Annotated in this window: 11 protein-coding genes; 7 read left to right on the top strand and 4 right to left on the bottom strand. The window is 66.3% G+C overall.

Features of this window, described 5'->3' with window-relative positions; genetic code table 11:
* The first annotated feature begins 11 nt into the window (after window positions 1-11).
* The 3 genes from QA639_RS08745 (at window position 12) to mdlC (ending at window position 3,181) form a co-directional block, all read left to right on the top strand.
* Window positions 12-395 (top strand): tautomerase family protein, encoded by a 384-nt coding sequence (locus QA639_RS08745; protein WP_283089557.1) that lies wholly within the window; start codon window positions 12-14, stop codon window positions 393-395.
* A 128-nt stretch (window positions 396-523) separates the two neighbouring features.
* On the top strand, window positions 524-1,411 hold the full coding sequence (blaBJP, locus tag QA639_RS08740) for a BJP family subclass B3 metallo-beta-lactamase (RefSeq protein WP_283089556.1): 888 nt from the start codon (window positions 524-526) through the stop codon (window positions 1,409-1,411).
* 141 nt (window positions 1,412-1,552) lie between these two features.
* Window positions 1,553-3,181 (top strand): benzoylformate decarboxylase, encoded by a 1,629-nt coding sequence (mdlC, locus tag QA639_RS08735; RefSeq protein ID WP_028334956.1) that lies wholly within the window; start codon window positions 1,553-1,555, stop codon window positions 3,179-3,181.
* Between the two features lie 80 nt (window positions 3,182-3,261).
* On the opposite strand, the gene QA639_RS08730 is transcribed toward mdlC, so the two are convergent.
* Window positions 3,262-4,818: a 4-hydroxyphenylacetate 3-hydroxylase family protein gene (locus QA639_RS08730; RefSeq protein ID WP_038377579.1), complete on the bottom strand. Its 1,557-nt coding sequence runs from the start codon at window positions 4,816-4,818 to the stop codon at window positions 3,262-3,264.
* Between the two features lie 91 nt (window positions 4,819-4,909).
* Here QA639_RS08730 and QA639_RS08725 point away from each other — a divergent pair, with 91 nt between their 5' ends.
* Entirely contained in the window at window positions 4,910-5,524 is a 615-nt protein-coding gene (locus QA639_RS08725) for a TetR/AcrR family transcriptional regulator (protein WP_244978702.1), read from the top strand.
* Between the two features lie 114 nt (window positions 5,525-5,638).
* On the opposite strand, the gene QA639_RS08720 is transcribed toward QA639_RS08725, so the two are convergent.
* Complete coding sequence (locus tag QA639_RS08720; protein WP_157347142.1) at window positions 5,639-6,433, bottom strand: SDR family oxidoreductase; 795 nt, start codon at window positions 6,431-6,433, stop codon at window positions 5,639-5,641.
* 148 nt (window positions 6,434-6,581) lie between these two features.
* Window positions 6,582-7,277: a PAQR family membrane homeostasis protein TrhA gene (trhA, locus tag QA639_RS08715; RefSeq protein WP_028334953.1), complete on the bottom strand. Its 696-nt coding sequence runs from the start codon at window positions 7,275-7,277 to the stop codon at window positions 6,582-6,584.
* Window positions 7,278-7,471: 194 nt separating this feature from the next.
* On the opposite strand from trhA, the gene QA639_RS08710 reads away from it, so the two are divergent.
* Together QA639_RS08710 and QA639_RS08705 are read left to right on the top strand one after the other, a co-directional pair.
* Window positions 7,472-8,935 (top strand): YcjX family GTP-binding protein, encoded by a 1,464-nt coding sequence (locus tag QA639_RS08710; protein ID WP_283089555.1) that lies wholly within the window; start codon window positions 7,472-7,474, stop codon window positions 8,933-8,935.
* Window positions 8,932-9,963 carry a YcjF family protein gene (locus QA639_RS08705; protein ID WP_283089554.1) on the top strand — a complete coding sequence of 344 codons (1,032 nt, stop codon included), beginning with the start codon at window positions 8,932-8,934 and terminating at the stop codon, window positions 9,961-9,963. Before QA639_RS08710 ends, QA639_RS08705 begins: the two co-directional genes overlap by 4 nt.
* Before the next feature lie 115 nt (window positions 9,964-10,078).
* Here QA639_RS08705 and QA639_RS08700 read toward each other — a convergent pair whose 3' ends face one another.
* Window positions 10,079-11,620: a glycosyltransferase family 39 protein gene (locus QA639_RS08700; RefSeq protein ID WP_283090563.1), complete on the bottom strand. Its 1,542-nt coding sequence runs from the start codon at window positions 11,618-11,620 to the stop codon at window positions 10,079-10,081.
* A gap of 220 nt (window positions 11,621-11,840) precedes the next feature.
* Here QA639_RS08700 and QA639_RS08695 point away from each other — a divergent pair, with 220 nt between their 5' ends.
* Window positions 11,841-13,586, top strand: a complete 1,746-nt coding sequence (locus QA639_RS08695; RefSeq protein WP_428841146.1) for an adenylate/guanylate cyclase domain-containing protein — start codon at window positions 11,841-11,843, stop codon at window positions 13,584-13,586.
* Window positions 13,587-13,676: the final 90 nt, after the last annotated feature.

The following is a 13,676-nucleotide window of genomic DNA, read 5'->3' as shown; positions in this document are numbered from 1 at the left end:
AGGAGACCACCATGCCATTCGTTCGCATCGACCTGAAGCGCGGCAAGTCCGCCGAATATCGCAAAACCCTTGGCGAGATCGTCTACAAGGCGATGCGCGACGTAATCAACGTGCCCGAGAACGACAAGTTTCAGGTCATCACCGAGCACGACCGCAGCGATCTGAACTACGCCGACAACTATCTCGGCAACACCTACAGCGACGACCTCATCTTCATCCAGATTACCATGAATGCCGGGCGCACCGTCGAGATGAAGAAGGCGTTCTACAAGCGGATCGTGGACGACTATCAGAGCCAGCTGCAGGGACGGCCGGACGATGTTGTCATCAACCTCGTCGAGGTCGCCAAGGAGAACTGGTCGTTCGGCCACGGCATCGCGCAATACGCGAGCTGAACGCAGAACAGGAATGCGCCGGACGGCCGGCCGCCTGCGCGGCGGCTTGCCGTCCGCAGCTTGCGGCCGGCGTTGCCAGCACGCATAGTGCCGCCCGTGCACGAACAACAACAAAGAGGGAGGCAACCATGAGGACGATCGCAGCCGCGCTGTGCGCGCTCACGCTGATCGCAACCGGTGCGCAGGCACAGACGCTCAAGGACTTCATGGCTGTTGTCATGAAGAAATGGACCGCGCCGTTCGAACCGTTCCAGCTCATCGACAATATCTACTACGTGGGCACTGACGGGATCGCGGTCTACGTCATCAAAACGTCGCAAGGGCTGATCCTGATGGACACGGCGATGCAGCAGTCGACCGGCATGATCAAGGACAACATCACCAAGGTCGGCTTCAAGGAGGGCGACATCAAGATCATCCTCAACACCCACGCCCATCTCGACCACACCGGCGGCTTTGCCGAGATCAAGAAGGAGACCGGCGCGCAACTGATCGCCGGCGAGCGCGACAAGCCGCTGCTCGAGGGCGGCTATTATCCGGGCGACGAGAACAACACCGATCTTGCCTTTACGCCGGTGAAGGTCGATCGCACCGTCAAGGAAGGCGACAAGGTGACGCTCGGCGACACCACGCTGACCGCGCACACCACCCCCGGCCATTCGCCCGGCTGCACCAGCTGGGAGATCACGGTCAAGGATGGCAGCCAGGCGCGCAACGTGCTGTTCTTCTGCAGCGGAACGGTAGCGCTGAACCGGCTGGTCGGCCGTCCGACCTATCCTGGTATCGTCGACGACTACCGATCGACCTTCACCAAGGTCAAGGCGATGAAGGTCGACGTGCTGCTCGGGCCGCATCCGGAGGTCTACGACATGCAGGCCAAGCGGGCGCAGATGAAGGACGGCGCGCCGAACCCGTTCGTCAAGCCGGGCGAAAATGCCACCTACGTGGCCGGGCTGGAGCAGGATTTCGACAAGCAGCTCGCCAAGCAGACCGCCGCGCTGCAGAAGGCCAACTAGCCGCAATTTGCGGCCGTTGCCGCAGCAACTATGGGCCCAGCGGCTTGACATCGTCAGGCAATCCATCGACAGGTGGATTGCCTTTCCGCTTTTGCCGCCCGCAATGACGGAACGTAACAAGACAGAAATGGGAGCCGCCCGATGTCGTCGCGCAAACCCGCCGCCAGCAAAGGCAAGACCGTCACCGTCAAGGACGCCACCTTCGGCCTGCTTCGCGCATGGGGCATCAAGAAGGTGTTCGGCAATCCCGGCTCGACCGAGCTGCCGTTCCTGAGCGACTGGCCCGACGACATCGACTACGTGCTCGGCCTGCAGGAGGCTTCCGTCGTCGGCATGGCCGACGGCTATGCGCTGGCGACGCGCAATGCCGGTTTCGTCAATCTGCATTCGGCGGCCGGCGTCGGCAACGCGCTCGGCAACATCTACAATGCCTATCGCAACCAGACCCCGCTGGTGATCACCGCGGGCCAGCAGGCGCGCTCGATCATGCCGCTGCAGGCCTTCCTCTATGCCGAGCGGGCCTCCGAATTCCCGCGGCCTTACGTGAAATTCGCGGTCGAGCCGGCGCGCGCCGAAGACGTGCCCGCCGCGATCGCGCGCGCCTATTATGTCGCGATGCAGCCGCCCTGCGGGCCGACCTTCGTCTCGGTGCCGATCGACGACTGGGCGCATGCGACGCAGCCGCTCGACGCGCGCCGGGTCAGCCGCGAGATCGGGCCCGACCTGTCGGCGATGCAGGCATTGGTGGCCGCGCTCGGCGAGGCCAAGCGCCCTGCCCTCGTCGTCGGACCGGCCGTCGATCGTGCCGAGGCGGTCGATCTCATGGTGAAGGTCGCCGAGAAATCGAAAGCCGCGGTCTGGGCGAGCCCGTTCTCGGCGCGCTGCTCGTTCCCCGAGCGGCATCCGCAATTCGCCGGCTTCCTGCATGCCGCGCCGGGCCAGCTCTCGGATGCGCTGCGCGATCACGATCTTGTCGTCGTGATCGGCGCGCCGGTCTTCACCTTCCATGTCGAGGGCCATGCCGCGATCTTCGACGGCTCGACCACGATCTTCCAGATCACCGACGATCCGGATGCCGCCGCGATGACGCCGACCGGCCACAGCATCGTCGCGACGATGAAGCCGGCGCTGACGGCGCTGCTCGAGATGCTGCCCGAGACGAAACGCGCCGCGCCGACCGGCCGTGTCCTGCCGCCGGCGCCGGCCACCGGCGACCCGATCCCCGCCGAATATGCGTTGCACGCGCTCTCGGCCGCGATGGGGCCGCATGATGCGCTGATCGAGGAAATACCGTCCCACCGTCCGCTGATGCAGAAGGCGATGCCGATGCACGGCCAGGACAGCTTCTACACCATGGCGAGCGGCGGCCTCGGCTACAGCCTGCCGGCCGCGGTCGGCATGGCGCTCGGCCGACGTCAGGGACGCACGGTCTGCCTGATCGGCGACGGCTCGGCGATGTATTCGATCCAGGCGCTGTGGACATCAGCGCAGCGCAAGCTACCGCTGACGGTCGTGGTGCTGAACAATTCCGGCTACGGCGCGATGCGCTCGTTCAGCCAGGTTATGCAGGTGCGGAACGTGCCCGGCCTCGATTTGCCCGGCATCGATTTCGTCAAGCTCGCCGAAGGCATGGGCTGCGACGCCGTGCGGGTGACGAAGTCGGCCGAGCTCGCAAGCGCCTACTCGCGCGCGCTGTCGCATCAGGGCACCAGCCTGATCGAGGTGATGGTGGATTCCGCGGTGCCGCTGCTTTACACACAGAAGGCGTGAGCAAGGGTCCGTAGGATGGTGGAGCGAAGCGATACCCATCGTTCTGCCCGCGGATAGGATTTGATGGGTTTCGCTTCGCTCTACCCATCCTGCGAGAGTGCGTGTTGCTGCTCCAGCGCCGCCGCCGCCGACGGCGTCGGCACCTCGCAGCCTGTTGCGCAGCAGCGTCCTGGCTGCTTCGACACCCGTTGTCCCTGGTCGACAAGGCCGCGGCCGAGCAAATTCTCGACCAGCTCGGCCTTCTCCATCACCGGATAGTTGCGCCAGATCTCGCGCTTCATCGCCTCCGGTGAGCCGCCGCCGTGCAACGAGATCACCGAATACCAGCCGGCTTCGTGCGAGACGGTGAGGTCCTCGATCAGCCGCGCCACCTCGGCGCGCTGCTCGGCCGGGATATCGGGACGTCCGCCCATGACAGCGGCAAGCGAGGCGCGCGTTTCCGGATTGTGATCCTCGTCGGGACCCGGCAGCGCGACGATCAGCCCGCCGGAGACGTAGTGCGCGACGCGGTGCATGTCGTAGATCTTGGTCGCGAGCAGCAGCTTGCCGATGTTGGAGAACACCGCATCCGGCATCACCGAGCCCGCCGGATCCTTCGTGCAGTAGACCGAGGAGGCGACGCCGCAGGCGTAAAAGCTTTCGGTGATGGTGATGAGCTCGACCATCGCCTCGCGGATATGCGCGTGCTTCTCGGCATCGAGCCCGTTGGCCTCGATCATCAGCGCGCCGGCGCCGATCAAGAGATCGCCGAAGCCGGCACGGGCGCCGATGCAGGAATGCCGGTGATGCGTGGCGTAGGACGTCGTCAGGAAGCCGCCCTCCTCGGTCTCGCCGGCGAGGAACACGCGATCATGCGGCACGAACACGTCGTCGAACATCACGACGCCGACCGACTGGCCGTACTTGGCGGAGAATTTCGCCGCGGCATCACCGGGCCGGCCGGCCGGACGCGCGACGATGGTGACGCCGGGCGCATCGACCGGCACGGCGCAACAGACCGCAAAATCCTTGTCGGCAGGCACATGGGTGCGGCACGGCATGACAAGGAATTCGTGCATGTAAGGCGCGCCGGTCACGATCGCCTTGGTGCCGCGGATCACGATGCCGTCGGGCCGGCGTTCCTTGATATGGACGTAGACGTCCGCATTGGCCTGCAGGCCGGGACGTTTCGAGCGGTCGCCCTTCGCATCGGTCATGGCGATGCCGAGCGTCAGATCCTGGTCCTGCACCTCGTGCAGATAGTTGAGGAAGCGCTGGCTGTAATCGGTGCCGTGGCGATCGTCGGTCAGCCTGGTCGCCTGATAGAGACCGTTCAGCGCATCATGGGTCAGGTAGCGCTGCGCGCAGCCCGACGTCCTGCACACCAGCCGCACCGCCTCGAGCTTGTCGAGCAGGTCCTGCGAGCTCCGATTGATGTGGAGCATGCGGTTGACGGTCTTGCCCGAGGTGCCCTGCCGCGCCGTCATGATCGGCACATGCTCGGGTTGCAGCGCGAAATCATAGGTCACGCCGACGCCCGCCACGCCCGGCGCCAGCAACGGCTCGTCCGCGACGCTCGCAACGGCCGCGCCGTTGACGAACACACGCGGCTTGTAGCGGCGCAGGGATTCCCGGTAGTCCGCAGCCGTCATCAGCATGGCGCTTCTCCCTTGCTCATTTATTCTAACACTGTTAAATTATCTAACGCTGTTAGAATTGAGTCAAGAACGGATTCGCCGGAACATGCAGATGCGCGAGAGCAGGAAGGAAGCGGTCAGCCGCCACAAGCGGGAGCTGATCCTCGACGCGGCGCGCAGCGTGTTCGCGGAGGAAGGCCTCGAGGGCGCGAGCCTGCGGGCGATCGCGACGCGGGCCGGCTACACGCCGGCGGCGCTGTACTTCCATTTCGATTCCAAGGAAGCGATCTACGCCGAGGTGCTGCGGCAATCGCTGGCCTCGCTCGGCGAAGCCGTCAGTGCGGCAGTCGCGACGACGCGCGGCGCCAGGCAGCAGCTGCACGCCGCAGGCATGAGCTTCTTCCGCTATTACGCGGACAACCCGCGCGACCTCGATCTCGGCTTCTATTTGTTCCGCGGCGGCATGAAGCCGGCCGGGCTCGGCCATGACCGCGATCACGCGCTGAACGCCGCGCTGGAGGCGGCGCTGCATCCGATCGCCGAAGCTGCAGAGGCGCTCGGCGCCTCCAGGTCGAAGGCGAACACGGTGATGGTGGACTGCTTCGCGCATGCGACCGGCCTCCTGCTGCTGTTGCACACCGGCCGCATCAGGATGTTCGGCGCCTCGGCGCCCGATTTGATGGATGCCTATCTGCGCGACAAGATCGCGCAGATCGCAAAGGATTGAGGCCGCCTCAGTTGCGCGGGCGATATCGTAGCCCGGATGAAGCGCAGCGAAATCCAGGATTCACGCGCGCACGTTCGACCCGGATTACGTTTCGCTCCATCCGGGCTACAGGTCTCACTTCCCGTGCGCTTCCCGCATCTTGGCCTGAATCTTGGCCATGCCGCCGATCCAGCGGTCGTAATTCTCGGTCTTCTTGCGCATGTAGCCGAGCACCTGCGGATGCGGCAGGATCAGGAAGGTCTCCTGCTCGATGCCCTTGAGTGCATCCTGCGCGACCTGCTCGGCGGAAAGATCGCCGTCGCCGGACTGCGGGCCCTTCGGGATCGAGCGCAGCATGTTGGTGTCGACGCCCTGCGGGCAGAGGATCGAGACCTTGATGTTGTCGGCGCGGTGCGAGATCGCGAGATTTTCCGCAAAGCCGACCGCGGCGTGCTTGGTGGTCGAATAGGCCGGGCTGCCGACCTGCGACAAGAGGCCCGCGGCCGAGATCGTGTTGAGGAAGTAGCCGCCGCCGCGCGTCTTCATGCGCGGCACCAGATGCCGCGCCGCATAGACATGCGCCATCACATGGATCGCCCAGCTCCGCGACCACGGCTCGTCCGAGGTACCGCCGGCATTTTTGGACAATGGGTCGAAGCCGCCGCCGATGCCGGCGTTGGAGCAGAACAGCGCGATCGGGCCGAACATGCGCTCGGTCTCGTCGATCACATGCAGAATGTTCTTCTCCTGCCCGACGTCGCATTTGAAGGCGGCACCGCCGACCGTTGCCGCGACCTTCTCGGCCGCGCCATGATCGAGGTCGACGACCACGACCTTCGACGCGCCCGCGGCATGGAATGCCTCGCACAGCGCCTTGCCGATGCCATTGCCACCGCCGGTGACCACCACAACCTTACCTGCCACCTGCATGGCCATCCTCCCGATATCTTGATTTCAGCGCATGATCCGGAAAGCCGGTCTCATGTTCAAACAGAGGGATCATGATATCCCATCTTTTGCCGATGCATGATCTTTTCGCGAGGCCGGCCTGGCCCTGTGCGTAACGGCGGCGGACCGCTCAGCTCGCCAGCACGACGTCGAACACGGCCGTGTAGTGGCAGGCGGCCCCGAGCAGCACGAAGCAGTGCCAGATCGCGTTCTGGAAGCGCAGCCGCCGCCAGGAGTGGAAGATCACGCCCAGGCTGTAGAGGATGCCGCCGGCCAGCACGAAGCCGAGCGCCATCGCCGGCAGCGCCTTCACGACGCGGTCGTAGAGCATGATGCCGCTCCAGCCCATCGCGAGATAAAGCCCGACCGAGAGCCGGTCGAAGCGGCCCGGATAGCGCAGCTTCAGCCAGATCCCGACGATCGCCACGCACCACACCCCGACCAGCAGCGCGATCGCGAAGGTGCTGTCCTTCAGTTCCACGATGAACGGCGTATAGGTCGCGGCGATCAGCAGATAGATCGCAGAGTGATCGAAGCGCCGCAGCACCCATTTGGCGCGCGACACCGGCCAGAGATTATAGGTCGCCGACAGCACCAGCATCGCGAGCAGGCCGGCGACATAGACCGACACCACGGCGATGTCGAACGGACCGGCATAGACCGCGGTCAGCACGATCAGCGCGGTGGCGGCCACCAGCCCGAAAGCGACGCCGACGAGATGAACGACGCCGTCGGCGATCAGTTCGGCACGGTCGTAGTTCCACAGCGCGGCGCCGGCCGCGTGGATCGAGGTCGAGGCAAGTTGCTTCAGGCGGAAGACCGTCATGCAGGCTTTCCCGTAGGCCGATGGACGATGGGGAGCGCGGGCGGTGTGACGCGTTCAATTCCCGTGCCCCCGACAATCCCCTCGCCTGCAAAGGCGCCGGAAATGTGAAGCTTGATTTTGGCCCGATAATCGCCACCTTGCGGGTGATCGCCCGCCCCTTTTGGTCCCTCCTGCCGGGTTTTCGTTAACCCTCCATGCCCCCCAGCTTCACTGATATCGTCGAGGAAGCCCGTCTCTCGGCGCGGGCGCTGCTCGACTATGGCGAGGGGTTCTTCAACCCGACGGTGCGGCTCGGCGTCACCGGCCTATCGCGCGCCGGCAAGACCGTGTTCATCACCGCGCTGGTGCACGGCCTGACCCGCGGCGGCCGCTTCCCGGTGTTCGAGGCCTATGCCTCGGGGCGGATCGCGCGCGCCTATCTCGCCCCGCAGCCTGACGATGCGGTGCCGCGCTTCGCCTACGAGAACCATGTCCGTACATTGGTCGAGGAGCGGCGCTGGCCGAGCTCGACCACCGACATCTCCGAACTCCGTCTCGTGATCGAGTATCAGCGGCAAAATGGCGCGGACCGCACGCTGACCCTCGATATCGTCGACTATCCCGGCGAGTGGCTGCTCGATCTGCCGCTGCTCAACAAGAGCTACGAGCAGTGGTCGGCGGAGAGCCTTGCGCTGTCGCGCGAGCCGCTGCGCGCAAAACTCGCGGCGCCCTGGCATGCGCATCTCGCGACGCTGAAGCCAGAGGGCAAGGAGGACGAGCAGGCCGCGCTGACCGAAGCAAGGCTATTCACCGACTATCTGCGCGCCTGCCGCGACGAGCGCTTCGCGATGAGTCTGTTGCCGCCCGGCCGCTTCCTGATGCCCGGCAATCTCGCCGACACGCCGGCACTCACCTTTGCGCCGCTCGACGTACCCGCAGGCAGCAGCGCATCCGACGGCTCGCTGTGGACCATGATGCGGCGGCGCTTTGAAGCCTACAAGGACGTCGTGGTGCGGCCGTTCTTCCGCGACCATTTCGCGCGGCTCGACCGGCAGATCGTGCTGGCCGATGCGCTCGCCGCATTCAATGCCGGCCCCGAGGCGCTGCACGATCTCGAGGCCGCACTCGCCGGCATTCTCGATTGCTTCCGGATCGGGCGCAGCACGATCCTAAGCGCGCTATTCCGGCCGCGCATCGACCGCATCCTGTTCGCGGCTACCAAGGCCGACCATCTGCACCACCAGAGCCACGACCGGCTGGAGGCCGTGCTGCGGCGGATCGTGGCCAAGGCCGCCGAGCGCGCCGAATATGCCGGCGCCGACATCGACGTCGTCGCGCTCGCCGCGGTGCGCGCCACGCGCGAGGCGCAGGTCCAGCGCGGGCGCGACCGGCTGCCGTCGATCCTCGGCACGCCGGCGCCGGGCGAGGTCGCCAATGGCGAGCCGCTTGACGGCGAGACGGAAGTTGCGACCTTTCCGGGCGACCTGCCCGACAATCCGGAGGAGCTGTTCAACGGCGGTTTCCGCGGTCTCTCAAGCTCGGACACAGAGGCCGCGGACTACCGCTTCCTGCGCTTCCGGCCGCCAAAGCTGGAACGAAACGGCGATGCAGAGCCGGCGCTGCCTCACATCCGCCTTGACCGCGCCCTCCAGTTCCTGATCGGAGACAAACTGCAATGAACGAGAAGACGCCCCCGCGGCGGCCGGCGACGTTCAAGCTCGACGATCCCGGCGTGGTCGTGATGGATCCGGACGACGGCGGCCGCCTCACCCGCGGCGCGATCCAGATCGTGCCCGAGGCCGAGCCCGCGCAGCTCCCGGTGCCGCTTGACACGCCGCTGGTGCCGGCGCGCCGCGGCTTCCGCTGGGGCACGCTGTTCTGGAGCGCGGTCGCGGGCCTCGTGGTGCTCGGCACCGGGCTTGGCGTCATCAATCTGGTCGAGGACCTGTTCGCGCGCAATGAAGGCCTCGGCTTCCTCGGGCTCGCGCTCGCCGTCATCGCCGCGGTGGCGCTCGCGGTCGTGACCACGCGCGAACTCGTCGGCCTGGCGAGGCTTGCGACGATCGAGAAGCTACATCTGCGCGCCGCCGAGGTGCTGATCAGCGACGACCGGGCCGCAAGCCGCGCGATCGTTGCCGATTTGCTCAAGCTCGCGCACCAGACCCCGCAGCTCGCCCGCGCCCGCAGCGCGCTGCAGAGTCACACCGACGACATCATCGACGGCGCCGACATGATCCGCCTCGCCGAACGCGAGCTGATGACGCCGCTCGACGAGGAAGCGCGGCGGCTGGTGTCGACGGCGGCGCAGCGCGTCTCGGTCGTAACGGCGGTCAGCCCGCGCGCGCTGTTCGACGTGCTGTTCGTGTTCGTGGCGAGCCTGCGGATGATCCGCCAATTGGCGCGGCTCTATGGCGGCCGGCCCGGCGCGCTCGGCATGATCCGGCTGCTGCGCCACGTCATCGCGCACCTCGCCATCACCGGCGGCATGGCCGCCAGCGACAGCCTGATCCAGCAGATGCTCGGTCACGGCATCGCGGCAAAGCTGTCACAACGCCTCGGCGAAGGCATGCTCAACGGCCTGTTGACCGCCCGGCTCGGCCTCGCCGCGATCGACGTCACCCGCCCGCTTCCCTTCAACGCCCTGCCGCGCCCGGCGCTGACTGATCTCGCGAAGGACCTGATCCGCAAGCGCGAGGAAGAGGAATGAGGTGCTTGCCTCGCCCCGCTTGCAGGGAGAGGCCGGAATTTTCGCGAAGCGCAAATTCCGGGTGGGGGGGAGTCTCCGCGAGACCAATTCTCGCCGTCCCCGCGGAGACTCCCCCTCATCCCGACCTTCGCAGAGCGAGCTCTGATCGTCTCGTCCCCGCAAGCGGGGAGAAGGAGGCGGCCAGCACCCGCCAGCGGAAGAAAGTGGTGTCCGGCGGCGGCGACAGATCGGGGGTCCAGCCGCTGATCTTCTCCAGCGCATAGGTGTCCATCGCCATGCCGCGCCAGCTGCGCGTCACGCGCTCCAGCGGCTGGCGCACCGCTGATGTCTCGCGCCACAGCGGCAGATTGTTCTCGGGCTCGCGCCCGACATAAATGCCGGCGTGATCGCGGATCTTGCTCATGCCGGGATCGGCAAAGCCCTGGAAGCGGCCCCGCTCGTTGATTTCGATGACCGTCACCTTCCCGCGCAGCAACCAGCGCAGCATCGCATAGGTGCGATAATCTGTTGTCGCGACCCAGGTCGCGCCGGTCGCCTCAACCTGCGCCAGCGTGCGCGCGGCCACCACATCGTAGCCTGCCTCGGTGCCGATCGGATCGGTGCGCCCGATCAGATTCCACGGCGCGAACATGTAATAGAGGAAGACGCAGACGACGAACACGACGCCTGATGTGATCGCGGTCCGCGCCCAATAGACCGTCGATTTGACGAGCCCGACCGACCAGCCCTCGAACGGCATCCGCGTGACGTTGATGGCAACCGCCGCGAAGCCAGCCGGCCACAGGAACATCGGCCAGGTGTCGCCGACCCGCAGCGTCAAGGACTTCCAGAGGAAGTAGATGAACGGCACCAGCACCGCGGTCGCCAGCAGGATCGCGACCGGCTCTCGCTTGCGGTAGCCGCGCCATGCCGTCAGCGCGGTGCCGAACAGCGTCACCGGCAGCAGCACGAAGCCGACCAGGCCGAACTGCATGCCGATGAACTCGCCGACGGTGCGCAGCGTGAAGGCGCGCTCGGCGGTGGCGCGCACCGCTTGGAAGCGGAACGAGGCCCAGTCATGCTCGGCATTCCAGATCAGCACCGGCGCGAACACGATAATCGCGATCAGCGCGGCAAGATACGGATACGGGCTGCGCAACCAGCGCCAGCGCCAGTCCGGCACCAGCGCAAAGGCGAGCACCGCCGGCGCGAACATGATCGCGGTGAATTTCGACAGCAGCGCCAGCCCGGCGAACAGCCCCGCCGCGAGCCACCAGCGCCCGTCACCACTTTGCGCAAGCCGGACCAGCGACCACAGCATCGCCACCGAAAACGGGATCAGCGCCGTATCGGGCGCGACCTTGGCCATCAAGAGGCCGTAATACAGCGCCGCCTCCGGCAGCAGCAGCGCCAGCATCACCGCGCGGATGTTGTTGGCCGTCACGCGCCGGACGATGTCGGCGAGCAGGAGCTGGGTGGCCAGCATCGCCACGATGCCGCCGAGGCGGACGCCGAGATTGGTATCGCCGAGGATCGCGGTCCCGAAGCGGATGAACCAGGCGACCATCGGCGGATGGTCGAGGAAGGACAGCACATTTTCCTTCGACCAGGTCCAGTAATAGGCCTCGTCGGTGCGCAGATCGAGCGCATGGGCGTAGACCAGCCGCATCGCGGTCATGGCAACGATCACGGCGATGACGCCCCGCCAATCCGGCGCGCGCGAACGGGCCGGCTTAACGCTGTTGTTATCGGCTCCAGGTTCGGTTTGGGCTATCGTCACGGCGCGCTTTTTGTTCGACTCTTAACGGAGTGTCAACGTGCCGCGCGGCCTGCCCTCACGGCTCGTGCGGACCCGCGGTGGTGTTCAGCGCGGGAATTAACCACTAGACTTGCCGATCATGAATCACATGGCCTCCCCCTCGCGCGAGCACTTGCAGGACATGGCCCGCGGTATCGGCCTGCGGCAGGTCCGCATCGTCACGGGGGCGATCATGTTCGCCTACCTGATCAGCCATTTCCTCAACCATGCGCTCGGCAATATCTCGACGCAGGCGCTGGCGATCGGGGTCTACTACCACACCGAGTTCTGGCAGTTCCTGCCGGTCGCGATCGTGTTCTACATCGCCTGCCTGGTGCATACCGGGCTCGGCATCTGGGCGCTCTATCAGCGCCGCGAGTTCCACTGGAAGGCGATCGAGCCGCTGCAGCTCACGCTCGGCCTCAGCATCCCGATGCTGATCGTTGCGCACGTTGTCGGCGTACGGCTCGGCCAGACCCTGTACGGGCAAGAGAAGCTCTACCCCCAGGAGCTGTACACCTTCTTCATCGCCTCGCCGAACCGGCTGTGGCAGATGCTGGCGGTGCTGGTGATCGCCTGGGTGCATGGCTGCATCGGCCTTTATTTCTGGCTGCGGCTGCGTCCGTTCTTCAAGCGCGCCGCGCCGTTCCTGCTCGCCGGAGCCGTGCTGATCCCAACCCTGGCGATGCTCGGTATCTACCAGGGCGGCCGCGCTACGATCGCGGATTATCAAGATCCCGACTGGCGGCGCGAGGAGCTGTCGGTGCAGAAGCTCGGCACCGCGGCGCAGGGGACCACGCTCGAGAAGATCACCGACGGCCTGACCATCGGCTATCTCGGCCTGCTCGGCCTCGTGCTGCTGGCGCGCGGCGCGCGGGCCCTGCTGGAGCGCCGCGGCGGCGTGATCGCGCTGTCCTACGGCAACGGTCGGACGCTGCGGGTACCGAAGGGATTGAGCGTGCTGGAAGCAAGCCTGCGCTACAACGTGCCGCATGCGAGCGTCTGCGGCGGCCGCGCACGCTGCTCGACCTGCCGCATCCGCATCATCGGCGATCACGCCGGCTTGCCCGAGCCCTCGCCGCGCGAAGCCTTCGTGCTGCACCGGGTCGGCAATGACGATCCGTCGATCCGGCTGGCCTGCCAGTTGCGGCCCACCGCCGACCTGAACTTCTTCCAGCTGTTCCTGCCGAGCACGACATCGGCCAACGCGCACGCCGCCAATCCGGCACGGGTCGGCCAGGAGCGCTATCTGGTCAGCATGTTCGTCGACATGCGCGGCTCGACGCAGCTTGCCGAGAAGCGGCTGCCGTTCGACACGGTGTTCATCGTCAACCGCTTCCTCGGCGCGGTGTCGCAGGCGGTGCTGGAGGCCGGCGGGCGGCCCAACCAGTTCATCGGCGACGGCATGCTGGCGCTGTTCGGGCTCGCCACCGACCGGCAGGTGGCCTGCCGCCAGGCGTTGCGCGCGGCGGCGCTGATCGCAACCCATATCGACGAGCTGAATCAGTTCCTGAGCCACGATCTGCGCGAGCCGATCCGCTTCGGCATCGGCATCCATGGCGGCGAGGTGATCGTCGGCGATATCGGCTATCGCGACCATATGGTGTTCACCGCGCTCGGCGATGCCGTCAACGTCGCGGCACGGCTGCAGGACATGACCAAGGCGCTGGCCTGCGAGGCGATCATCTCGGACGAGGTGCGCGTCACCGCCGGGCTAGCCGACGACGCCCTGCCGGCGCAGGAGGTCGCGATCCGCGGCCGCAACGAGCCGATGACCGTGCGCACGGTCGAAAAGACGCAGCTCCTGTCGACGCTGGTCGACGACCGGCGTGCCGTCGCGGCTTGACCGGTTCATCTCCGCTTTAGCCCAATGTGACCTGCCGCACATCCGACGGTGCGTTCAGCAGAGATGCTCGAACGTGCCCGGTGCCGGATG

The sequence above is a fragment of the Bradyrhizobium pachyrhizi genome (genome assembly GCF_029714545.1).
In the GTDB taxonomy this organism is placed as follows: domain Bacteria; phylum Pseudomonadota; class Alphaproteobacteria; order Rhizobiales; family Xanthobacteraceae; genus Bradyrhizobium; species Bradyrhizobium pachyrhizi.
This window is presented reverse-complemented; position numbering and strand designations above follow the sequence as displayed.